This window comes from Yersinia sp. IP36721, assembly GCF_003634395.1.
GTDB classification, from domain to species: Bacteria; Pseudomonadota; Gammaproteobacteria; order Enterobacterales; family Enterobacteriaceae; genus Yersinia; species Yersinia entomophaga.
Genome location: NZ_QCZL01000014.1, coordinates 32,263 through 55,701, shown reverse-complemented (window position 1 = coordinate 55,701; position 23,439 = coordinate 32,263). Strand labels below are relative to the sequence as shown.

Genomic DNA, 23,439 nt, shown 5'->3' with positions numbered 1-23,439 from the left:
CATATGAGCACTATCCAACAGAACCTACAGGATGTCAGGAACCGGATCGCCGCTGCTGCAAGGAATTGCGAACGCTCCCCAGAAGAAATTACGCTGCTTGCAGTCAGTAAAACCAAACCTGTGGCCGCGATCGAAGAAGCCATTGCCGCCGGGCAACACGCCTTTGGTGAAAACTACGTTCAGGAAGGGGTGGATAAAATCCACTATTTCGCCGGGAATCCCGAGTTGGAATGGCACTTTATTGGCCCGCTGCAATCCAATAAAAGCCGTCTGGTAGCGGAAAATTTTGCCTGGTGCCATACCGTTGACAGGCTCAAAATTGCCAAGCGCCTGAGTGAACAACGCCCGGCGGACATGCCTGCACTGAATGTTCTGATTCAGGTCAATATCAGCGATGAGCAAAGCAAATCCGGCATTCAGCTCGCCGAACTCCCTGAGTTGGCCGCCAGTATTTATGGTTTACCAAACTTGAAATTACGGGGTTTGATGGCAATTCCAGCGCCAGAAAGCGATTTTGAACGTCAGCTTGCCGTTTTTCAGCAGATGAATCAGGCTTTCTTAACCTTAAAACAGCGCTACCCTGAAATAGATACGCTTTCTATGGGTATGACCGACGATATGGCTGCCGCCATCAGCGCTGGTAGCAACTTGGTGCGCATCGGCACTGCCATTTTTGGCGCTCGCGACTATGGTTCCGCCGCGCCAGCGCAGGCTTAATCGAGGATATTTATGCAACATCGCAAAATTACATTTATCGGCGCGGGCAATATGGCGCGCGCAATTATCGCGGGTCTGGTTGCAGGCGGGTATCCGGCTAAATTAATCAGCGTCTGCGCTCCTTCAGCCACCCATCGTGATGCTCTGGCGCAGGAATTTGGCGTAATCAGTAGCAGTGATAACGTGGCTCAGACTCGTGAAGCCGAAGTAGTGGTACTTTCGGTGAAACCGCAAATGATGGCCGATGTCTGCAAGCCATTGAGTGAGCAGGTAGATTTCGGTAAGAAACTGGTATTATCCATCGCGGCCGGCATCAGCGTTTCGCGTTTTTACGCTTTGCTGGGAGACAAGCTGAATCTGGTGCGAATTATGCCTAATACGCCCTCTCTGGTAGGAAAAGGCATGAGCGGGCTTTATGCGCCGGAGCAGGTTAACCAGGCCGATCGCGATTTTACCGCTCAATTAATGGGTTCAGTCGGTAAAGTGTGTTGGGTCAACGATGAAAGCGGCATTAATCAGGTTATTGCCGCCGCAGGCAGTGCGCCAGCCTATTTCTTCTTGTTTATGGAAGCAATGCAGCAAGAAGCGGAACGTTTAGGGTTTGATAGCGAAACCGCACGCCTGCTGGTACAGCAAGCGGCCTCTGGCGCTACAGCGCTAGTCGAGGCCAACCCGCAGCTACCGCTATCGACTTTGCGCGAGCAGGTCACTTCGAAAGGTGGCACCACGGCGGAAGCGCTGCGCGTATTTAATGAGCAACATTTGTCGGATATTGTTTCCCATGCCATGCAGGCCGCAATCAGCCGCGCCCAGGAGATGGAGAAACTGTTTTAATCCATCCAATGGCTGATAAGACTGATTTACAAAACAATACGCTCCCCCTAAGCCTTTATCATTAAGATAGAGGTACTTTACAGACACTTGAATATGATTAAGGACTAAAGGCAACCATGCTAACGCTGACTTTTTTGGCTAAAACCGTCATTGACCTTTACGTCATGGTGCTGCTATTACGCATCTGGATGCAAATGGTACACAGTGACTTTTACAACCCGTTTTCGCAGTTCGTGGTGAAAATCACTCAGCCGATCGTTGGCCCGCTGCGACGAATTATTCCGTCATTAGGCCCGATAGATAGCGCTTCTCTGCTGTTGGCCTTCCTGTTGATGACCATCAAATACCCGCTATTACTGCTGATTCAGGGCGGCGGCATGTCCCTCAGCCCTTATAACCTGCTGTTTGGCGTAATTTCACTGGTTAAGGCCGCCGGTTATCTGATCTTCTGGGTGATGATTATCCGTGCATTGATGAGTTGGGTTAGCCAGGGCCGAAGCCCGATGGACTATCTGCTATATCAACTGACCGAGCCGCTGATGGCACCGATCCGCCGTATTCTGCCAGCAATGGGCGGGATCGATTTTTCCGGCATGGTAGTTATCCTGATCCTGTATCTGATCAATTATTTAGGTATGGATCTGTTAGGCGAGCTCTGGTTCGTACTGTGAGTGCAGTCACTCCCCTGCTGGACGGGCTGGCGATCAGGCTATATATTCAGCCGAAAGCCAGCCGCGATCAGATTATCGGTTTACATGGCGATGAGTTAAAAGTCGCCATTACCGCCCCGCCGGTTGATGGGCAGGCCAACGCCCATTTGATCAAATTTATAGCCAAACAGTTTCGAGTGGCCAAAAGCCACGTCATCATCGAAAAAGGTGAGCTGGGGCGGCATAAACAGATCAAAATTATTCATCCGCAGCAGATTCCACCTCAGGTTGCAGCACTGCTCGAATAGTCGGATAACTCCGCTGCTCCATTTTGAATGGCACGAAATAAATTCAATCAATGGCACAAAACCATCAGGTTTATCTCACGATGGAAAGCAGGTTACCGGCGTAACAATCAATCAGGATTTACCATGCAAAAAGTCGTTTTAGCTACCGGTAACGCCGGTAAAGTACGTGAGTTAGCCAGCCTGCTGGCGGATTTCGGTCTGGACGTGGTTGCGCAAACCGAGATGGGCGTTGAGTCTGCGGAAGAAACCGGTTTAACCTTTATCGAAAATGCCATTCTGAAAGCTCGTCATGCGGCGCAGGTCACAGGATTGCCCGCCATTGCCGATGATTCTGGTCTGGCCGTCGATGCGCTGAGCGGCGCTCCGGGCATTTATTCGGCGCGCTATGCTGGTGTTGATGCCAGCGATAGGGAAAACCTGGAGAAACTGTTGGTAAGCCTACAGAATGTGCCTGAAGGACAACGCGGTGCGCAGTTCCATTGTGTTCTGGTGTATATGCGTCACGCGGAAGATCCTACGCCTCTGGTGTTCCACGGCAGTTGGCCTGGCGTGATTGCACGGGCAGCATCCGGCGCAGGTGGCTTTGGCTACGATCCTATTTTTTACGTACCGGAATTAGGCAAAACAGCCGCAGAACTGAGCCGCGAAGAAAAACAGGCAGTATCGCATCGCGGTAAGGCCTTGAAATTAATGCTGGATGCCCTGCGAAATGCTTAAGTTGCCACCGCTTAGTCTTTATATCCATATTCCGTGGTGCGTACAGAAATGTCCTTATTGCGATTTTAACTCCCATGCGTTGAAAGGAGATGTTCCTCATCAGGAATATGTCGATCACTTGCTGGCCGATTTGGACGCCGATCTGCCGCTGACCAGCGGACGAGAAATCGGCACCATTTTTATCGGCGGCGGTACGCCCAGTTTACTGAGTGCAGAAGCGATGCAAAGTCTGCTGGACGGCGTTAGAGCACGCCTGCCGGTTGCAGCAGATGCCGAAATCACCATGGAAGCCAATCCCGGCACCGTTGAGGCCGATCGCTTCAGCGGCTACCAGCGGGCCGGTGTCAATCGCATCTCTATCGGCGTGCAGAGCTTTAACGAGCAGAAATTAGTGCGTCTGGGGCGGATACACGGCCCAGAAGAGGCTAAACGCGCTGCGGCGCTGGCAACCTCTTTGGGTTTACGTAGCTTTAATCTGGATTTGATGCATGGATTGCCGGATCAAATGCTGGAAGAGGCGCTGGACGATTTACGTCAGGCCATCGCACTAAACCCCCCTCATTTATCCTGGTACCAGCTAACTATCGAACCCAATACCGGTTTCAGCTCGCGTCCGCCCAAGTTGCCGGATGATGATGCGCTGTGGGATATTTTCGAGCAAGGTCACCAGTTGCTTAGCGCTGCGGGTTATCAGCAGTATGAAACCTCGGCCTACGCAAAGCCCGGTTACCAGTGCCAGCACAACCTTAATTATTGGCGCTTTGGCGACTATCTGGGCATTGGCTGCGGCGCTCACGGAAAAGTGACTTTTAGCGATGGTCGCATTCTTCGCACGGTGAAAACCAAGCATCCACGCGGTTTCATGCAAGGCAAATATATGGACAGGCAACATGAGGTTGAAATAGCCGACCGGCCGTTTGAATTCTTCATGAACCGTTTCCGTCTATTGGAAGCCGCGCCGCGCGGTGATTTCTATAATTTTACCGGTCTGGAAGAAAGCACCATTCGCTCGCAGCTGGATCAGGCTATCGCCAAAGGCTATATGCTGGAAACCGATGAACACTGGCAGATTACCGAAAAAGGAAAGCTATTCCTGAATTCATTGCTGGAACTGTTTTTATAGTTGTCAGAGCGCATCGTAAAAAAACGGGCATTCGCCCGTTTTTTATTTTATCGGATGGAACTCAATTTAAGGCTTTGAGCAGCTCAATACGCTGTTGCTCTAGCGTGGTCACCCGACCGCAAACTTCATGGCCGAAGTTCTGGAAATCTTGTTCCTGATTGTTCCATTCAGTCTGAATCGCTTGCTGCAACCCCCCCAGATTGCCCATTATCGCCTGCAATGGATTATTGGAAGAACCGCTCGTCGCCTGCTTAACGCCCATTTCATTCAGGCTATCCTGCAAAACGCCCCCCAGACTCTGTTGCACGATGGCGCGACCGTCCTTCTCTACTTGGGCAATGGCCTGATGGTGGAAAGTCAGACCGTCGCTGCGTTTCTCAATGATGCGGCTCATTTGCTGTTTCAGCTGATCGTTCAACGTCGTCAGCCGGTTACGCACATTACTGCTGCTCCCCAACTGTTGCACAATGACGTTATCCAAAGAAACCCGGGCTTTTTCCAGATGCTGTTGCGCGCCTTTATCAATCCACGGCAAATCTTTACGCAATGCGCTCTGATAGCTGAACGCTTTCTGCCGCTGAGCCTCTGTGAGAGTCAATGTTTTGCCGTTGCGAATCACATCACCATCCGGTGAGATTTGCAGATTTCCGCTGGCTCCCACAACCTGTACGCTCTGCGGACTGATAATCACATCATCCTGAGGTTTTACGTTGCACTGATATTCTGCGTGAACCTGTCCCGCAGCCAATAACAAAAGCGCCAGTCCTGCTTTTCGTAACATAGATTCTCCTGAGAAACCGTTTATCTACCGCTAATTATGACCCTGCCTGAGTTTTATCGCCGCCAGTAGTGGACTGATCCTAAAAGATTGAGCGACCAATCCGCTGGGCAAGTAACTCTAAGGCAGCGGTTCCGGCCAATGAGTTCCCTGAGACATCCAGTTCCGGTGACCATACCGCAATGCACATCTCATCAGGCACCACGGCAATAATTCCGCCGCCGACACCGGATTTCCCCGGCATACCTACGCGGAATGCAAACTCGCCGGCACCGTCATACATACCGCTGGTTATCATTAACGCATTGATTTGTCTGGCTTGAATCGGTGAAATAATCTGTTCGGCATGATTGATTGGCCGCCCCTGATTTGCCAGATAAACAAAACAGCGAGCCAGCTCGATGCAGCTCATACGCATGGCGCAATAATGGAAGTAAGTTTGCAGCACGGTCAAAACATCGTTGTCAAAATTGCCAAAAGATTTCATCAGATAAGCGATGGCCGCATTGCGATCCGAATGTTCAAATTCAGAACGTGCCACCCGGCTGTCATAGCCGATAGAGACATCATCGACCAACTGGCGCACCACTTCCAGCATCCGCTGCTTAGGCGCACTCAGGCGACTTTGAAGCATGTCGCAAATCACCAGCGCCCCCGGATTAATAAAGGGATTACGTGGCTTCCCTTGCTCCAACTCCAGCTGTACCAATGAGTTAAACGGCTGGCCCGATGGCTCTTTTCCCACTCGCCGCCACACTTCATCCTCGCCGTAGCGCCCTAAAGCCAGAGTCAGGCTGAGCACTTTAGAAATCGACTGGATTGAGAAACGCTCTTCCGCATCACCCGCCTGAAAAATCTGACCATCGACGCCGCAAACCGCAATACCCAGCTTATCTGCGGAAACTTCCGCCAGGGCTGGAATATAGTTAGCGACTTTCCCTTGCCCAATCATCGGTCTAACCTGATCGAGGATATCTTCCAACAGCGTATTCGATAACGTCTTTACCACGGAAATACTCCAGTACTTTCCCCAATAAAAATAAAGGCGCCTATAGCGGCGCCCTTATTATCAAACAGTGGTCAGATCGTTAGGATCAATCCCACCAGATATCAAACAGCTCGCTGGTTTCTACGTTTTTCATTTTACGAGCTTCCAGCCATTTGCTGACCAATGCACGGTGCTCATCGGTGCAATGACCGATTTCCTGCAGGCAGATTAGGCCTTCCCACTGCATGTAGCCACTACCGTCGAAAGCCAAACCGTTTGGTTCAATAACTTCGTCGATAAATGCGTCTACGGTGGAATCGATCACATCAACGCCAGTGCCTTCAGGGAAGGTCCACTGAACGGAGAAACCTAATTCCTGAAACTCATCGATGTGCATTTTCTTGCGTAAACGACGACTGCGATTGTTAGCCATTATTCTTTCCTCTCAAACATCAGATCCCAAACGCCATGTCCCAGACGCTGGCCACGTAATTCAAATTTCGTCAACGGACGTGAATCCGGACGAGGAACATAGTCATTGGTTTCGGAAAGATTACGGTATCCGGAGACGGCCGACATCACTTCCAACATATGTTCCGCATAAGGTTGCCAATCGGTGGCCATATGGAATACGCCGCCGACTTTTAATTTACTTTTTACCAGTTCCACAAACGGAGTCTGGACAATACGACGCTTATTGTGGCGCGCCTTATGCCATGGGTCGGGGAAGAATAGCTGAACCATATCCAGCGAGCCTTCCGGGATCATGTTTTCCAGTACTTCAACCGCATCGTGACACATCACGCGCAAATTGTTCAGTTCCGCTTCATGAGCGCTGCCCAAACAGGCGCCAACGCCCGGCGAGTGAACTTCGATACCTAAAAAGTTCTGCTGCGGATTATTGGCTGCCATGGTGACCAAAGAGGTACCCATACCGAAACCAATTTCCAATACTGTCGGCGCTTCACGGCCAAACAGCGTGCTCAGCTCAACCGGGGTCGTTTGATATTCTACGCCCATCACCGGCCAGTAGTTATCCAGCGCAAACTGTTGGCCCTTGGTTAAGCGCCCTTGGCGGCGGACAAAACTACGAATACGGCGCAGTGCGCGACCGTTTTCATCAAACTCCGGAGATATGACGTCATTTATCATGGTGCTTTCTGTCTGTTGAGTTGCGCAAAATAAGAACGCGCATTATGCAAAGATACGCTAGTTTATCAACTATGAACGCGAGAAGTACAAATTTAACCACGAAATGATTCATTATTACCGACGAAACTTCGCCAACCCCTCGGAAAGTTCCGGTTTACAGCCTTCAGACTCTATGCTGCAATCCCAGCCCTAAATTATTTCTCTGCCGGATATCGATACTTACCTATGATGCAAGCGCAACAGTTCGCGCAAGTGGTGCTTGACTGGTACCAAAGCTACGGTCGCAAAACCCTACCGTGGCAACGGGACAAGACACCTTACCAAGTATGGCTATCGGAAGTGATGTTGCAACAAACTCAGGTTGCCACCGTCATTCCTTACTTCCAACGCTTTATGGCGCGTTTCCCCGATGTGCGGGCGCTGGCTGCTGCGCCATTGGATGAAGTATTGCACCTGTGGACAGGTTTGGGTTACTACGCTCGCGCTCGTAATCTGCACAAGGCGGCGCAGACCATTGTGGCCAAACATCAGGGTGAATTCCCTACCACTTTTGAAGAAATTGCCGATTTGCCCGGAATTGGCCGCTCTACCGCAGGCGCTATTTTGTCGCTGGCGCTGGGGCAGCATTTCCCGATCCTCGACGGTAACGTGAAACGGGTTCTGGCTCGCTGCTATGCGGTAGATGGCTGGCCGGGGAAAAAAGACGTGGAAAAACGGCTATGGCAAATCAGCGAAGACGTCACGCCAGCTAAGGGCGTGGGCCAGTTTAACCAGGCGATGATGGACCTTGGGGCGATGGTTTGTACTCGTTCCAAGCCGAAGTGCGAACTTTGTCCGCTAAACGCTGGCTGTATTGCATACGCCAACCATAGCTGGCCACAATATCCGGGGAAAAAACCGAAACAAACCATACCGGAAAAAACCGCGTATTTCTTATTGATTCAAAATCATACGCAGGTTTGGCTCGAGCAGCGCCCTCCCGTTGGGCTGTGGGGCGGATTATTCTGCTTCCCGCAGTTTAGTGAAAGAGAAGATCTCAGTCACTGGTTGCAGCAAAAAGGGCTACCAGAGCAAGGTTTGCAGCAGCTAACCGCTTTTCGTCACACCTTTAGCCACTTCCATTTGGATATCGTGCCGATATGGATGAATGCGGTAACCCTGAGTGGATGCATGGATGAAGGAGCGGGTCTCTGGTATAACTTAGCACAGCCACCGTCGGTAGGGCTTGCTGCGCCCGTTGAGCGCCTGTTGCAGCAGTTGGCCAAGCAGCCTCCTACCCAAGCAGCTTTATTTGGCGATAGTGCCACAAATGAGGATTTAGCATGAGCAGAACGATTTTTTGCACATTTTTACAAAAGGATGCTGAAGGGCAGGATTTCCAGCTCTATCCGGGTGAAGTTGGCAAACGCATTTATAACGAAATCTCAAAAGAAGCCTGGTCACAGTGGATCACTAAACAAACCATGCTGATTAATGAGAAAAAACTCAGCATGATGAATGTGGAAGACCGCAAATTACTGGAACAGGAAATGATTAACTTCCTGTTCGAAGGGCAGGATGTTCACATCGAAGGGTATACCCCGCCGAGTAAGTAACGCCAAAGGGCCAGTCATGGCCCTGATGTTATTCCTCATCACGATATGGCTTGTAAGATGAAGAAAATTTTAGCTTTGCTAGTGATTGCCCCATTATTAGTTTCCTGCTCGGGCAATAAAGATCAGGCCAATAATGAAGCCTTTATCAAAGACACCAATGGGTTCGAAATCTTAATGGGCCAATTTGCCCACAATATCGAAAACATTTGGGGTTTGAGTGAAGTTTTGATCGCCGGTCCGAAAGACTACGTAAAATATACCGATCAATACCAAACCCGTAGCCACATCAACTTTGATGCCGGTACCATTACGGTAGAAACCATCGCAACAACCGATCCTGCCGCTCACCTGCGTCAGGCGATTATCACGACTTTATTAATGGGTGATGATCCCGGTTCGATCGACCTTTATTCCGATGTTAACGACATCCAGATCAGTAAAGAGCCGTTCCTTTACGGTCAGGTGTTGGATAACAATGGTCAGCCAATTCGTTGGGAATGGCGGGCCGCGCATTTTGCAGATTACCTGTTACAAACCAGAATGAAAAAACGGACTTCCGGTCTGCATGTCATCTGGTCGGTTACGCTGCAACTAGTGCCAAACCACTTAGACAAACGAGCCCACAAATATCTGCCGCTGGTTCGACGTTCGGCGGAAAAATATGGCGTGGAAGAATCGCTTATATTGGCGATTATGCAAACGGAATCTAGCTTCAACCCTTATGCGGTCAGCGGTTCTGATGCTCTGGGTCTGATGCAGGTAGTACAGCACACCGCCGGTAAAGACGTATTCAGATTGAAAGGGAAAAGCGGGCAGCCAAGCCGTAGCTATTTATTCGATCCTGAAAACAACATCGATGCAGGTACGGCTTATCTGTCTATTCTGCAAAATAGCTATCTCGGCGGCATCCAGAATGCCACCGCCCGTCGTTATGCGGTAATTACCGCCTATAACGGTGGCGCAGGTAGCGTATTACGCGTATTCCATAGCGATAAGAATCGGGCGTTCTCCATTATCAACAGCATGGCACCGGGTGATGTATTCCAAACGCTAACCACCAAACACCCGGCAGCGGAATCTCGCCGTTATCTGGTAAAAGTAAACAGCGCTCAGAAGAGCTATCGCCGATATTAATTTAGCTTTATTCCTAAATAACCGGTAAAAATGGCACAGTTTTCTGTGCCATTTTTTTTATTCTCAGAAAGCACCAATACCACTCTTTGCCAGACAGAAATTGTGTTCATTATCACAGTGCACGCAAGAACAATGGGAAATAAACCACGGCAGCCTATAGTAAAAGCTCCTCCCTTCTTATTACTCAGACTGAACAAATGGATCTTGGATTTACGCTATTCGAATTAGCAGCCATATTTGCCACTATGGTTGTCGCCTACATTATCTTTGGCCTGACCGGGTTCGGCTCCGCACTTATTGCTAGCCCGGTTTTAGCACTTTTTATCCCAGTCGCAAAAATTGTCCCTCTATTGGCAATAGTAGATATGTTCGCTGCCGTTACTAACGTCGCCAGACACAGTAGGAATGCCGATCTTGGTGAGCTTAAGCGACTGATACCCATGATGATTATCGGCAGCTTAATCGGCGCTACAATTTTACTCAAAACCCGTCCGGACATTCTTTTATTAGCCTTAGGGATATTTGTCATTCTTTACGCGCTCTATTCTTTGAGTCGACGTAAACCTCTGGGGAAATTCAAAACGGCGGCAGCCGTGCCTTTTGGCTTAGTCGGCGGCGTGTTTAGTGCGCTATTTGGCAGCGGCGGGTTTATCTATGCCATTTATTTATCTGGTCGAATAGAAAGCAAAGATAACCTGCGCATCACCCAAACAACATTGATAGGTTTGAGCACCTTCACCCGCGTTATTTTATTTACGCTGGCCGGTGTTTATATGGATTTATCGATCTTATTGATGGTGTTGCTGTTAGCCCCAGGTATGCTGGCAGGCTTAACCCTCGCTAATAGGATCAGTTTAGGTATCAACCGCGAGCAGCTAATAAAACTAATAAATATCCTGTTACTGTTCTCTGGTCTGGTTCTGTTAGGTCGCTATTTCAGCCAATAATATGCATCTCCAGATACCACCGGCTAACCCGGTGGTATCAGAAAAAAATCAGTCTGCGATGACGTACCCCAAAATACGTCGCCACTCAACGTCACCCTTTTCGATATATACGCCCTGTAATTCCGGTGAGAATCCCGGTAATAGGTTAATTCCCTCTTCCAGTGCGAGGAAATAGCGCTGAGCGGCACCACCCCATACTTCACCGGGAACGACGCAAAGTACGCCCGGAGGATAAGGCAAAGCGCCTTCTGCGGCGATTCGCCCTTCAGCTTCCGCTATCGGAATTAGCTCAATATTATCTCGGATAAACTGAATATTGGCATCCTGCGAATTCATGACTACCTGCGGCAAGCTGGCTTTGCGGAACATCTCTTTTTGCAGCTGTTTTACGTCATGACTCACGTATAAATTGTGCATTTCCTGACATAAACGGCGCAGAGTATATCCGCGATAACGCTGCTCATTCTTCCGATATACCGTCGGCAATACGTCACACAGCAATGAATCTTGCCCAACGTGTCGCTCAAACTGCGCCAACATTTCTACCAGATGAGCCATTTTAGCGCTATTTTCAGCCGGCGTGAGCAAGAACAAAATTGAATTAAGATCGCACTTCTCTGGCACAATGCCATTTTCCCGCAGGAAGTGAGCCAAAATAGTCGCGGGAATACCAAACTCGCTATATTGGCCGCTGGCCACATCAATACCAGGCGTCGTCAGTAATAATTTGCAGGGATCGACCAGATATTGATCGTCGGTATAACCATCAAAGCCGTGCCATTTCTCTCTAGGTACAAAATCAAAGAAACGGGCATCATTCGCAATTGTCTCAGTGGCATAGTCCTGCCAGTTCTTGCCATTTATCTGTAGCGGGATAAAGGGTTTTAGCAATGAGCAACGTTCCAATATTAATTTTCGCGCCTCGATACCCAATCTGACACAATCCATCCACATATTGCGACCACTGGCACCAGAATGAATTTTGGCATTAACATCCAACGCGGCAAACAGCGGATAAAATGGGCTGGTAGAAGCATGCAGCATAAAAGCGTTATTAAACCGTTTATGATTACAGTGTCGTTTCTGCCCTTTAATGTGATTATCTTTTTTGTGCACCTGTGAGGTTTGGGAGAAACCAGCCTGCTGTTTATGGACTGACTGGGTCACAATAATCCCTGGGTCATCTTCATTTAATTCCAGCAACAGCGGAGAGCAATCTTTCAGCATCGGAATAAACTGCTCATATCCTACCCACGCCGAATCAAACAAAATGTAATCACACAGATGACCAATGCTGTCCACAACCTGACGAGCGTTATAGATCGTACCGTCGTAGGTTCCTAATTGAATGATTGCTAATCGAAATGGCCGAGCTTCATCGGCACGCTCAGGAGCGACTTCCCGCAACTGCTGACGTAAATAACGTTCATTGAAGCAATGTGCATCAATTCCGCCAATAAAACCAAAAGGATTACGAGCGGTTTCTAAATATATTGGCGTGGCTCCGGCCTGAATCAACGCACCGTGATGGTTTGATTTATGATTATTACGATCGAACAGCACCAAATCTCCGCGAGTTAATAGTGCATTAGCCACCACTTTATTAGCTGCAGATGTTCCGTTTAGCACAAAATAGGTTTTGTTAGCGTTAAACACTTTTGCCGCGTGCTTCTGCGCATCTTTGGCCGCGCCTTCATGGATCAACAAATCGCCCAATTTGACATCAGCATTGCACATATCAGAGCGGAAAAGCGTTTCACCGTAAAATTCGTAAAATTGCCGACCGGCCGGATGTTTACGGAAAAACTCCCCCCCCTGATGACCGGGGCAGGCAAAAGTCGAGTTTTTCATTTCGACGTATTTTTTCAGCGTTGAGAAAAACGGCGGTAACAGGTTTTTTTCATATTCAGCAGCAGAGGCTTCAAGTTGAGCGAGATAAAAAGCTTTATTATTTTCGCCCAAAGCCATTACACCTTTAATCAGTGGCAGGTAATCAACGGACACTTGTTGATCGCCTTGCGCAGCAATAAAAGTGGGTATCCCGAAGCCCTGATTATGCAATTCCGCCAGAATACCGCTATTGACGTCTTCCAGAGAAACCAGAATCACCGCGACGTCGGTAAAGTCAGTTTCATAAAGACATACTACCTCGCGTGGGGTAGCCAGATAGGAAACCAAATTTGCGCTTGCTGCTATTTTCAACTGTGTCATGTTACCGAATCTCAAACTGTCAGGGATGAGTCGTGCCACCCAGGCACAAAGATGAAATCTTATGAGATAAATACACCTAATAATATTCCGTAAGTTGCTATTGAATTAGCTGAATGACTGATGAACCGATGTGGAGAAAAACACGAGCGGAGCATGATCTATCTCATTTCAGCTGTAACCAATAGACATCAGTAAAATCAGAGAATGAACTCTAGTTTTAATCATGCCTAACAGTGAGCAGAGGTAGCCTTACCGCATAGGAGAAACAGCAGAGGAATCATAGAAGGGCAAGAAATAGTGATAGGAATAAATCATTGGCTGACGGGGGAGATTTTGCGTCAAAAAAGATACAACACTTGTCATGGACGCCCCTCTTTAGCCTGATTTAGCGTAATAGGATATGAGTTTCGCGCAATAATTGCATTTTTATTAGTGTGACTCAAGTGGTAAATATTCACTAATTGTGAATATTTAATCCATTGTTATGCAATCAACTAGAAATTAAGGGGTTATGGTTCGCAGGCGCTAAACCACACTGTCACTGATTCCCTCCTCCTCATCGGGCTGTATTTCACCTTACCTGACCGAAAAGGCAGCAAACGATCGACTTTATGACAGAAACTCATTGACGATTTAGTGCCAATACGGTTTAATGCGCCCCGTTGCCCGGATAGCTCAGTCGGTAGAGCAGGGGATTGAAAATCCCCGTGTCCTTGGTTCGATTCCGAGTCCGGGCACCATATTTAGAGAAACCAGCCTACGGCTGGTTTTTTGCTTTCTGGCATCTGGACTCTTCATCGAACACGTTCGATTATTCGAGCCAAAGGCTCTCACCCCTTCGGGGCCGTCGCAAGCGACGTTCAAAGCCGCCTAGCGGCGTTGTCCGAGTCCGGGCACCATATTTAGAGAAACCAGCCTACGGCTGGTTTTTTGCTTTCTGGCATCTGGACTCTTCATCGAACACGTTCGATTATTCGAGCCAAAGGCTCTCACCCCTTCGGGGCCGTCGCAAGCGACGTTCAAAGCCGCCTAGCGGCGTTGTCCGAGTCCGGGCACCATATTTAGAGAAACCAGCCTACGGCTGGTTTTTTGCTTTCTGGCATCTGGACTCTTCATCGAACACGTTCGATTATTCGAGCCAAAGGCTCTCACCCCTGCGGGGCCGTCGCAAGCGACGTTCAAAGCCGCTGAAACGAAATGTCTCGCAAACTCAGATGTCGTGCAAAACCTTTATTACATCTGGGTATCGTTTCACTGCTTATTCTCTTAACCACTTCCCCACGGCATAGTCTAATAAAAAGAATCGCAGATAAACCATCGCCGATGCTGTCTGACTCCAAAATGAACTGCACTCGATAAAAAGACTATCGGGCTAATGAACATATTGAGGGAGAGTAGCGGAATGACTCAAATAGGAAAAATTTATGCTGGCAGGTTAAATTTATTCGTTACTTAGATATTGATAATAACTCTCTTTCAAGATCTTTTACGTCAATAAAAAATCAATATAACTAATACAGGATGCTTATCATTTATTTCTCAATCAAATTTATAACCCAATGAAAAACAGTACTAATTACATTATAAAAGCAGAGATTGAATGTATAAAAAACATAAGCCTATACTTCACAATAAATACAATAAGGGTGACATGCGTTTATTATCATACAAAATAAAAAAGCACCAGCAATACAACAAATTGTCAGAAAAACCTCAGCCATAAAAATCTGTAGGAATTTTCCCACATAAATTGGTTCGCTTATCCTATGTCCAGCCAGATATGTTTTCTATATCATTCTCTCATCAAGTAATAGACGCAGATAAATAATGACTGCCAAATTACTTTTAATAAAAGGCACGTGGAAACCTGACGAGTATAACCGAATAACATTCGCGAACATAGTCACTAGCCCACTTCACATATATAAAGTTAAACACTCATTCTTATCTAAATACGAATGAATGCTAACCGCACATTTAATTATTGTATTGGAGTTTTAAATGAATAAGATTACTTTGGCTATCGCGTTATTCTCTGCATCCACAACCGTAGCAATGGCGGCGAGCAATAATACAATTACATTCCAAGGGGAAGTCACAGCGCAAACCTGTTCAGTGACAGTCAACGGGCTTGACGCAAACCCAATGGTTTTGCTGCCAACGGTATCAAGTACAGATTTAGATGCTTCTGGTAAAACAGCAGGTAAGACAACCTTTACTCTGGGTGTTGCCGGCTGTGCTCCAGGGGTTGATGATATTGACATCAAAACTGTGTTTGTAGGTAGCCAGGTTACTACCGCCGGTAACCTAAAAAATACAGGCACCGCAACCAACGTTGAACTTCAATTACTGAAAGACTCAACCACAACAACCGGTATCGATCTGAATAGCGGTGTAGCACAAGATGGTATCGTGTTAAAAGCGGGTGATACATCAGCAGAACATGATTTTGCCGTTCAATACTATGCAACTGGGAAAACCACCCCAGGTTCAGTCATTGCCTCTGTCCAATATGCGGTTTCTTACCTGTAAAAAAATAAGCGTGGCCGTATAGGATATACTTTAATTAACTGGTGCGGCAGGTACGCTGCAAGTAAGTAAAATCACCCGAGGAACTTAGTAATAAGTTGCTCGGGTGAATGTATGCAGCATATCTCTGACCACACTCGGCAACCAGGGATATAGTTATTTCGCCCGCATTTAGAGGATATCCTCATGGCAATTAATATACTTGGTTACCGTTACCTGTTTATCACTCTTTTACTTTTCATAGGCATGTCTTTCGCTCAGGCTAGTGTAGTCATGAACGGTAGCCGGATTATTTATTCCGCAGGGGAAAAAGAGCACAGCGTACAATTAACCAATAATGATAGCTTTCCTAATGCCATTCAGGTTTGGCTAGACAGCGGCGATGCCCAGTCAACACCAGACACAGGCAAGGCTCCTTTTATCGTTACCCCACCGTTCTTTCGCATTGAAGCTAATGCAGGACAAACATTGCGCTTGAAATATACCGGCAGTGGTCTGCCGACGGACAGAGAGTCAGTGTTCTACCTGAATTTTTTACAGGTGCCCCCCGTCAATAAAGCAGAAAAAAATAACAAAATGTTAGTGCTGATGCGTAATCGCATTAAAGTATTTTATCGGCCAGAAAATATTGCAGGCCGCGTAGATCAGGTACCCAGCGCACTCACTTTTAGCCTTCACCAACGAGGCAAGGATGTCGTTGTCACAGGAAAGAACCCCACTGGTTTCTATGCCACTATTGCCAGCGCGGAAGTCGTTGGAAGTGGTAAAAAACTTAATATGAAATCAGAAATGATTGCGCCTATGTCTCAAGCTGAGTGGGTTATTCCGAATTCATCGGCCCCCTCAAATGCTACCGTAAAGTTCCTACTCGTGAATGATTTCGGTGGGCAAGATACCGGCAGTTATAAAATTCAGTAGCATCTTTCCGGCGAAGGAATATTTATGGGGTTTGTACGTGTCAGTCTAAAAAAGAAGTTCTCCGGCCGTAAAAAAGCATTAACTTTGTGTATTACTTTAATCTTATATGTTGATGCGCCTTTAGCTCAGGAAGAACCGCAAGACCTCGAATTTGATGAATCTCTTTTTCTAGGAACAAAATTCGCCTCAGGTTTGAATCAACTGAATAAAGAGAATGCCGTAACCGCCGGAAATTACGATGCCGTAGATGTTCTGATTAATAACAGGCTATTTAAACGTACCACTGTTAAATTTATTAAAAATGCTGATTCGTCAGAGGCCTACCCTTGCCTGAATGATGAATTCTTAACAGCCGCTGGCGTTGAACTCACGGCTAAAGGCGATTCCCTATCCCGACAACCCAACACACCTGAAATAGAGTCACGCCCTTCAGATTCTGCGATTCCGCTGATAGAACAATGTGTTCCACTGGCCGAGCGGGTCAAAGGCGCGTCTTTTCACTTTGATCAGGCAAAACTGCGATTAGAGCTATCAATTCCACAAGCCTTATTAAAAAAACGGCCTCGGGGATATATAGAGCGGAGCGAATGGGAAGAAGGTGAAAATCTCTTATTCGTTAATTACAGCTCCAACTTTTATCGCAGTGAGACAAAATCCCAACAGCAAAATAGCACCTCTGATTATGCTTTTATGGGATTAAAAAGCGGGCTTAATTTAGGATTATGGCAAATACGCCAGCAATCCAACCTGCGCTATTCCAATAACAGCAACGGTAGCGATAGCCAATGGAATAATATTCGTACTTATTTACAACGCCCTATCCCCCAATTAGATAGCCAATTAACGCTGGGCGAAACTTTCACCGACAGTACGTTATTTGGCACCCTGTCATTTCGTGGAGCAAAAATAGCCACCGATCAACGTATGTGGCCGGAATCAATGCGCGGCTTTGCTCCAGAAGTCCGTGGAGTTGCCAGTACCAATGCGCGAGTCATTATTCGCCAGAATGGCCGTGAAATTTATGAAACCAACGTCGCCCCCGGCCCGTTTGTTATTAATGACTTATATAGCACCACCAGCCAGGGTGATCTCAACGTTGAGATCATAGAAGCGAACGGTAGCCGTTCAACATTTACTGTGCCATTCAGCGCCGTACCTGATTCAATGCGCCCTGGCGTGAGCCGTTATAGCGCCGTTGCCGGGGCATCACGCGACTTTACCAACATTGATAACTATTTCACTGATTTTACCTATGAACGCGGCCTGACCAATCAGCTAACGGGTAACTCCGGTTTACGATTAGCGAAAGACTACACCGCGCTGCTGGCCGGAGGAGTCATTGGCACTTCAGTCGGCGCTTTCGGCCTCAATACCACTTTCTCTCACGCTAAGGTCGAAAATGACCAAACCCAGAATGGCTGGCGTATGCAGGCAACGTATAGCCAAACATTCAGCGAAACCGGAACGACCTTTTCGTTGGCGGGATATCGCTATTCAACCAAAGGTTATCGCGATTTAAACGATGTATTTGGCGTTCGTTCCGTGCAAAAGAACGGCGGAATATGGGATTCATCAACCTATAAACAACGCAGCCAATTTACCACCACAATCAATCAGAATCTGGGGAGTTTCGGCCAGCTTTATGCCTCTGCCTCAACCAGCGATTATTATAATGATACGCAGAGGGATACACAGTTACAGCTGGGTTATTCAAATAACTATAGGGATATCAGTTATAACCTGGCGATTAGCCGGCAGCGTAGCGTTTATACCTCGACGCTGTATGGTTGGGAAACCGAAGATAGTAATAATACGACGACGACACGCTATGGTAATACCGAAAACATCGCGACATTAACGCTGTCAATTCCGCTAAATATCGGCAGCAAAAGCCAATATCTGTCGATGTCTGCCAACCGTAATCCGAAAAGCGGCAATAGCTACCAGACATCGTTATCAGGCACTGCCGGTGAGCGGAATTCCTTTAACTATTCGGTTAATGCTGGCTATGACGATAATAAAATCGGCAATAACTCAAATAGTTGGGGAGCCAATGTGCAACAACAATTCCCTAATGCGACCGTCAACGGTAGTTATTCGCGCGGCAATAATTACACCCAATATGGTGCCGGTGCGCGCGGTGCCGCAGTTATTCACGGCAAAGGCGTAACATTTGGGCCTTATTTGGGTGAAACATTCGGTTTAATTGAAGCGGATGGCGCCCAAGGGGCAAGCGTTCGCAACGCACAGGGGGCCCGGATCGATAATAACGGCTTCGCTCTGGTGCCAGCCTTAACGCCTTATAATTACAATACGATAGGTTTAGATACCAAAGGCATTAATCGTAATACCGAACTGAAAGAAAATCAGGGCCGCGTGGTTCCTTACGCCGGTGCTGCAGTGAAAGTTAAATTCGAGACACTGACCGGCTATGCGATGTTAATTCAGACTCAAACCGCCGACGGTGAAGGGTTACCGCTGGGTGCCGACGTGTATAACAGTCAAGATGACATTGTCGGTATGGTGGGTCAGGGAAACCAGATCTATGTCCGTGTGAAAGACAAAAAAGGTTCGCTGCATGTCCGCTGGGGCGAAAACAGCGGTGATCAATGTGAGCTACCTTATACTTTCAATGATCAGGATACCGAGCAAGATATTATTCATATAACAGGCAGTTGCCACCGTTAACAATTATGAGAAAAATAATGTTAAGACCAACAAAGCAGTTAATACCTTGCGAAGTCTCACGGCCAACGTCCACTGCCTGTTATCGCCGCCCGCGTATTCTGGCTGGTTTAATAATACTGATCGGGCTAAGCAGTGGTTCTGCCTGGTCAGCCTGCTCTAAAATTACCGCGCAAAGTCAGCTAGGTGCCGGTGATGGAACGGCGGGTTCCTGGGCGGGTTCTCTGGATAACAATAATGGCTCGCTGGGTTTACCAGGCATTATCGACCTCAGTACCAATGCAAATTTCCAGCCGGATGGCACATTATTAGCAGCGGCGACATCAAACTTTACCACTTTTGCCCTGAATACTGGCTATGATCCCGAACGAGTGCTGTTCCGCTGTGATGCAGCCGACGTAGATCAGATCTTCGAAATGTATGCCACAAACGGTGATAATAATTATGCGGGTAAAAATGAGGACGGCACCATTGCTGGCAACGTTCCCTCTGGCTTCGCCACCTATGTACGTAACGTTGTTATCCGTATTACTAATTTATCAACTGGTGAGTATTACTCTAGATTATGGAAAGGCCGTCGCCTGACCGATCTTGATAAGGACAGCACCGGCCGTATTCTGGTTAAAGCGAAGAACTTCAGCAATATCTATACCGAACTGTTTCGCATTGATTATGCCCGAAGTGGTACCAATAACGCGGCTTCTTATACCTATGCCTACACTCAGCCCAACGCCTATATTGCCTTTAAAGGGCCGGGTATCAATGGGCCGATTGAAGGCACTGATGCGGTATCAAACTGGCCCGGCTGGTATGCAACCTGGCCTGCGTCAATCGGCCTGTACAATTATGTTACCTTCCGCCGGACGACGATTTGCGCCGTGACCAATTTTACACCAACGGTGATATTACCCAGAATTTCTGTAGCAGAGCTGAATAGCGGCAACACCAGTTCGGCGGAATTTCACGTGGATTTTCAATGCCAAACTGGCATCACATCTGGAGTGACTTCTGGCGCAGTTGCGATGGGCTTTTTGGTTCCCGCAGCAAACGCAGCAAAAGCTCAATCATTGGGATTAATGAATGGCAGTGGCGGTATCAGCCATTTGATATCAGATAATTATGGTGCATCCGGAACGGCCAGCGGTGTCGGTATCCGTATTTATCGCAACAATAACCCAATTAATCTGCTATCAAAAAACGTGACATTAACCGGTAATAGCGGTGGCTGGTATGGCATCTTCGACGGCGCGCAGCAAACCACCGGCAGTGTAACCGGCGGAAATAGCTACACTGAAAACTTTCGGGCTGAGTTAGGCAAGATCAGCGGGCAAACTGTTACGCCAGGAGCGGTGAATGCACATGCGCAAGTGGTTATCCGTGTTCAATAATATGCCATTCAAACGCCTGACTAGCGGCATCACCCGCTTACTTTTGCTACTAATAGTGGCTCATAGCACACCCGCCGTGGCCAGCGTGATAGCGGAAAGAACGCGCGTGATCTTTAGTGAAGGCCATACCGAAGAGTCACTGCAATTGGTTAACAGCAATAGCTATCCAGTGGCGGTGCAGGTCTGGGTAGATGATGGCGATTTAATGGCAACGCCGGAGAAAGCAATTTCTCCTGTATTAGTGCTTCCGCCGCTGTTTCGTCTACAACCTCAGGCGCAGCGCAGCCTGCGACTCATTTTATCCGGCGTCAGTAAGTTGCCGACAGATAGAGAGTCCGCATTTTGGCTCAATGTCTACGAAATTCCGCCAAAGACCGTCACTCAAGTCGATAACGAGTCTTTCGTGACATTGGCACTACGTATGCAATACAAAGTATTTTATCGCCCTAAGAATATAGCTGCGCCGGGAGACACGCTGAGTAAAGCATTAACCTTCACGTTAGAGCGCAACGGCGATACCGCAGTGGTCAAAGTTGATAATCCGACGCCTTATTATGCGTCGGTCGCCTCCCTGACATTAGACTCAGCGGAAAGTCTGCCGGATATGGTTTCCCCGTATTCAACGCTCAACTTTCCTCTCAACCGCTCTCCGGCAGCTGGCAGCACTAGCCTTACTTTTGCTTTGATTGATGATTCAGGAAACAGTAAGGGTTTTAGCGCCAATCTAAAATAAAGCGTGTTTCTGTAGCAAGCGCGCGGTCGGATGCTTTCCCTCCGCGATTTGCATCACTCCCCTCGCCGTAATGCCACACGGACTCATTCCGTAAAAACCCTGTAGATCAGAGCGACCTAATTGTTCTATTTATAGAACGTAATGAGCTATTTTCGCGTCTACTCCGCTTGTTGTTGTGAATATATAGTAATTAAGTGAAACAGCTTTGCTGAAACCTAACCGATTCGGTCGCACCTAAGTACAACAAAGGAGAATACGATGTCTATCCCAGCTAATTTCAATGGTCAACGCCCAGTTATTGATGTCAACGATTCCGTGATGCTGCTGATTGATCACCAAAGCGGCCTCTTCCAAACCGTGGCCGATATGCCAATGCCGGAGCTACGCGCTCGGGCTGCTGCGCTGGCAAAAATGGCGACCCTGTGCAACATGCCGGTAATCACCACGGCTTCCGTTCCACAAGGTCCGAATGGCCCGTTGATTCCAGAAATTCATGCAAATGCTCCGCACGCCCAATACGTTGCACGTAAAGGAGAAATCAACGCCTGGGACAACGAGGATTTCGTTAAAGCGGTAAAAGCAACCGGACGCAAAACCCTGATTATCGCAGGCACTATTACCAGCGTTTGTATGGCTTTCCCGTCCATTAGCGCCGTCGCCGAGGGATATAAAGTGTTCGCGGTCATCGATGCATCAGGCACTTACAGCAAGATGGCGCAGGAAATTACGCTTGCCCGCATCGTTCAGGCAGGGGTAGTACCAATGGATACCGCCGCCGTGGCCGCAGAACTTCAGAGCACCTGGAATCGCGCGGACGCCGAAGCATGGGCGGAGGTTTACACTCAGATATTTCCAGCCTATCAATTGCTGATTGAAAGCTATAGCAAAGCTCAGGAAGTATTGAAAAGTAACGAAAAACTGGATTCTCAGCGTTAATCCGCAGGTAATCCATAGTTAGACAAGCCTCGGTTGAACCTGTTTCGTACCAACGGACAACCGAGGCTTGAATCGAATAGACCAGTGCCCTATCGCCCTTCTTTTATCGTTCCGAATCGTTCAGCCAGAAAATCAATCAAGGCGCGAATAGATGGAAGCTGCCCTCGCCGAGAAGGGAATACCGCATGAATAATTTCCCGACATGTCGCCCAGTCAGGTAGCAGACGAACCAAACGGCCATGTTCAAGCTGAGATCGCACCATCATCGCCGGAAGCTGAACCACACCAACTCCGGCAATTGCCGCCTTGCATAAGGTTTCCATATCGGTAGAGACAAATTTAGGCACATGGTGCTGGGTGGTTTGCATCCCATCGGCTCCCATCAGCGTCCAACAATGTTTTTCCATAGAAGACCCGTAACCAAGCGTTGGCCACGACGCCAAATCAACCGGCGTCAACGGCATACCATATTTTTCCAGTAAAATCGGGCTAGCGACAAGGTACTGAGCGGCATAGCCCAACCCTCGCATAACTAAATCAGCCCCATCCACAGGCAAAGGCTTTACCCTGATGGCCAGATCTACACCTTCAGTCAGAATATCTACGGGGCGATTCATACCTAAGAGCTGAATACTGACATCGGGGTATTGTAAGGAGAAATCTACCAACATATCTCCCACATAGGCATGCAATATAGTTATCGGGCAAGCCAGTCGGACGGTTCCGCAAGGCACGGACTGTGCTGATTCGATAATGGCCTGCGCGGCTTCAGCCTCAACTAGCATAGATCGACACTGGGTGTAGTAAGCCTGCCCCAATTCAGTGACGGTAAAAATACGGGTTGAACGTAGGATAAGCCGCACTCCCAAACGTTCCTCCAGCATACCAATGCGCCTGCTAAGTTTTGATTTGGGCATATCCAGCGCGCGAGCAGCCTGAGAAAATCCACCGTGCTCCACTACCTGGACGTAGTAATACAGGTCATTAAGATCTTGACGCATAGAAAATTTGCTTAAAATACAGTGTATTATAGAAAAAATAACGTATAGCACACATACTGATATTTGATTTACCGATACTGCTAAAGAATGCTGCA

22 protein-coding genes and 1 tRNA gene are annotated in these 23,439 nt (G+C 47.9%); 17 read left to right on the top strand and 6 right to left on the bottom strand.

What is annotated here, in order from left to right; translation table 11 throughout:
• Positions 1 to 3 precede the first annotated feature (3 nt).
• The 6 genes from DBA33_RS12755 (at position 4) to hemW (ending at position 4,349) form a co-directional block, all read left to right on the top strand.
• Complete coding sequence (locus DBA33_RS12755; RefSeq protein ID WP_120806587.1) at positions 4 to 717, top strand: YggS family pyridoxal phosphate-dependent enzyme; 714 nt, start codon at positions 4 to 6, stop codon at positions 715 to 717.
• A 12-nt stretch (positions 718 to 729) separates the two neighbouring features.
• A complete protein-coding gene (gene proC / locus DBA33_RS12750) occupies positions 730 to 1,551 on the top strand; it encodes a pyrroline-5-carboxylate reductase (RefSeq protein WP_120806586.1) in 822 nt (273 codons plus the stop codon).
• A gap of 116 nt (positions 1,552 to 1,667) precedes the next feature.
• A complete protein-coding gene (locus DBA33_RS12745; protein WP_049599617.1) occupies positions 1,668 to 2,222 on the top strand; it encodes a YggT family protein in 555 nt (184 codons plus the stop codon).
• Positions 2,219 to 2,509, top strand: a complete 291-nt coding sequence (gene yggU, locus DBA33_RS12740) for a DUF167 family protein YggU (protein WP_049599614.1) — start codon at positions 2,219 to 2,221, stop codon at positions 2,507 to 2,509. Before DBA33_RS12745 ends, yggU begins: the two co-directional genes overlap by 4 nt.
• Positions 2,510 to 2,632: 123 nt before the next feature.
• Positions 2,633 to 3,226, top strand: coding sequence for an XTP/dITP diphosphatase (locus DBA33_RS12735; protein WP_064515040.1), 594 nt, complete (start codon positions 2,633 to 2,635; stop codon positions 3,224 to 3,226).
• Positions 3,219 to 4,349 carry a radical SAM family heme chaperone HemW gene (hemW, locus tag DBA33_RS12730; RefSeq protein WP_064515042.1) on the top strand — a complete coding sequence of 377 codons (1,131 nt, stop codon included), beginning with the start codon at positions 3,219 to 3,221 and terminating at the stop codon, positions 4,347 to 4,349. The genes DBA33_RS12735 and hemW overlap by 8 nt, the downstream gene beginning before the upstream one ends.
• Positions 4,350 to 4,410: 61 nt before the next feature.
• On the opposite strand, the gene DBA33_RS12725 is transcribed toward hemW, so the two are convergent.
• From DBA33_RS12725 to trmB, 4 genes are all read right to left on the bottom strand, one after another.
• Complete coding sequence (locus DBA33_RS12725) at positions 4,411 to 5,130, bottom strand: DUF2884 domain-containing protein (RefSeq protein ID WP_049599607.1); 720 nt, start codon at positions 5,128 to 5,130, stop codon at positions 4,411 to 4,413.
• A 79-nt stretch (positions 5,131 to 5,209) separates the two neighbouring features.
• Positions 5,210 to 6,136, bottom strand: a complete 927-nt coding sequence (gene glsB, locus DBA33_RS12720; RefSeq protein WP_064515043.1) for a glutaminase B — start codon at positions 6,134 to 6,136, stop codon at positions 5,210 to 5,212.
• 85 nt (positions 6,137 to 6,221) lie between these two features.
• Positions 6,222 to 6,548, bottom strand: a complete 327-nt coding sequence (locus tag DBA33_RS12715) for a YggL family protein (RefSeq protein WP_064515045.1) — start codon at positions 6,546 to 6,548, stop codon at positions 6,222 to 6,224.
• Complete coding sequence (gene trmB / locus DBA33_RS12710) at positions 6,548 to 7,267, bottom strand: tRNA (guanosine(46)-N7)-methyltransferase TrmB (protein ID WP_064515047.1); 720 nt, start codon at positions 7,265 to 7,267, stop codon at positions 6,548 to 6,550. The genes DBA33_RS12715 and trmB overlap by 1 nt, the downstream gene beginning before the upstream one ends.
• A 225-nt stretch (positions 7,268 to 7,492) precedes the next feature.
• On the opposite strand from trmB, the gene mutY reads away from it, so the two are divergent.
• From mutY to DBA33_RS12690, 4 genes are all read left to right on the top strand, one after another.
• Positions 7,493 to 8,593, top strand: a complete 1,101-nt coding sequence (gene mutY, locus DBA33_RS12705) for an A/G-specific adenine glycosylase (RefSeq protein WP_120806585.1) — start codon at positions 7,493 to 7,495, stop codon at positions 8,591 to 8,593.
• The gene (locus DBA33_RS12700; RefSeq protein ID WP_064515051.1) at positions 8,590 to 8,862 is read left to right on the top strand and encodes an oxidative damage protection protein; all 273 of its coding nucleotides are present in this window, start codon (positions 8,590 to 8,592) and stop codon (positions 8,860 to 8,862) included. Before mutY ends, DBA33_RS12700 begins: the two co-directional genes overlap by 4 nt.
• A gap of 57 nt (positions 8,863 to 8,919) precedes the next feature.
• Entirely contained in the window at positions 8,920 to 9,996 is a 1,077-nt protein-coding gene (gene mltC, locus DBA33_RS12695) for a membrane-bound lytic murein transglycosylase MltC (protein WP_064515053.1), read from the top strand.
• 197 nt (positions 9,997 to 10,193) lie between these two features.
• A complete protein-coding gene (locus DBA33_RS12690; protein ID WP_120806584.1) occupies positions 10,194 to 10,943 on the top strand; it encodes a sulfite exporter TauE/SafE family protein in 750 nt (249 codons plus the stop codon).
• Positions 10,944 to 10,991: 48 nt separating this feature from the next.
• On the opposite strand, the gene speF is transcribed toward DBA33_RS12690, so the two are convergent.
• Positions 10,992 to 13,154 carry an ornithine decarboxylase SpeF gene (gene speF, locus DBA33_RS12685; protein WP_064515057.1) on the bottom strand — a complete coding sequence of 721 codons (2,163 nt, stop codon included), beginning with the start codon at positions 13,152 to 13,154 and terminating at the stop codon, positions 10,992 to 10,994.
• Between the two features lie 664 nt (positions 13,155 to 13,818).
• On the opposite strand from speF, the gene DBA33_RS12680 reads away from it, so the two are divergent.
• The 7 genes from DBA33_RS12680 (at position 13,819) to DBA33_RS12650 (ending at position 22,343) form a co-directional block, all read left to right on the top strand.
• Positions 13,819 to 13,894 (top strand) — tRNA-Phe (locus tag DBA33_RS12680).
• A gap of 1,261 nt (positions 13,895 to 15,155) precedes the next feature.
• Positions 15,156 to 15,686, top strand: coding sequence for a fimbrial protein (locus DBA33_RS12675; protein ID WP_064515059.1), 531 nt, complete (start codon positions 15,156 to 15,158; stop codon positions 15,684 to 15,686).
• A 183-nt stretch (positions 15,687 to 15,869) separates the two neighbouring features.
• Complete coding sequence (locus DBA33_RS12670) at positions 15,870 to 16,601, top strand: molecular chaperone (RefSeq protein ID WP_064515061.1); 732 nt, start codon at positions 15,870 to 15,872, stop codon at positions 16,599 to 16,601.
• A 24-nt stretch (positions 16,602 to 16,625) separates the two neighbouring features.
• Positions 16,626 to 19,289 (top strand): fimbria/pilus outer membrane usher protein, encoded by a 2,664-nt coding sequence (locus DBA33_RS12665; protein ID WP_064515063.1) that lies wholly within the window; start codon positions 16,626 to 16,628, stop codon positions 19,287 to 19,289.
• Between the two features lie 17 nt (positions 19,290 to 19,306).
• Positions 19,307 to 20,674, top strand: a complete 1,368-nt coding sequence (gene stbD, locus DBA33_RS12660; RefSeq protein WP_120806583.1) for a fimbrial usher protein StbD — start codon at positions 19,307 to 19,309, stop codon at positions 20,672 to 20,674.
• Positions 20,640 to 21,407 carry a molecular chaperone gene (locus DBA33_RS12655; protein WP_120806582.1) on the top strand — a complete coding sequence of 256 codons (768 nt, stop codon included), beginning with the start codon at positions 20,640 to 20,642 and terminating at the stop codon, positions 21,405 to 21,407. The genes stbD and DBA33_RS12655 overlap by 35 nt, the downstream gene beginning before the upstream one ends.
• A 258-nt stretch (positions 21,408 to 21,665) precedes the next feature.
• Entirely contained in the window at positions 21,666 to 22,343 is a 678-nt protein-coding gene (locus DBA33_RS12650; protein WP_064515067.1) for an isochorismatase family protein, read from the top strand.
• An 89-nt stretch (positions 22,344 to 22,432) separates the two neighbouring features.
• Here DBA33_RS12650 and DBA33_RS12645 read toward each other — a convergent pair whose 3' ends face one another.
• Positions 22,433 to 23,344, bottom strand: a complete 912-nt coding sequence (locus tag DBA33_RS12645) for a LysR family transcriptional regulator (RefSeq protein WP_120806581.1) — start codon at positions 23,342 to 23,344, stop codon at positions 22,433 to 22,435.
• Between the last annotated feature and the right edge of the window lie 95 nt (positions 23,345 to 23,439).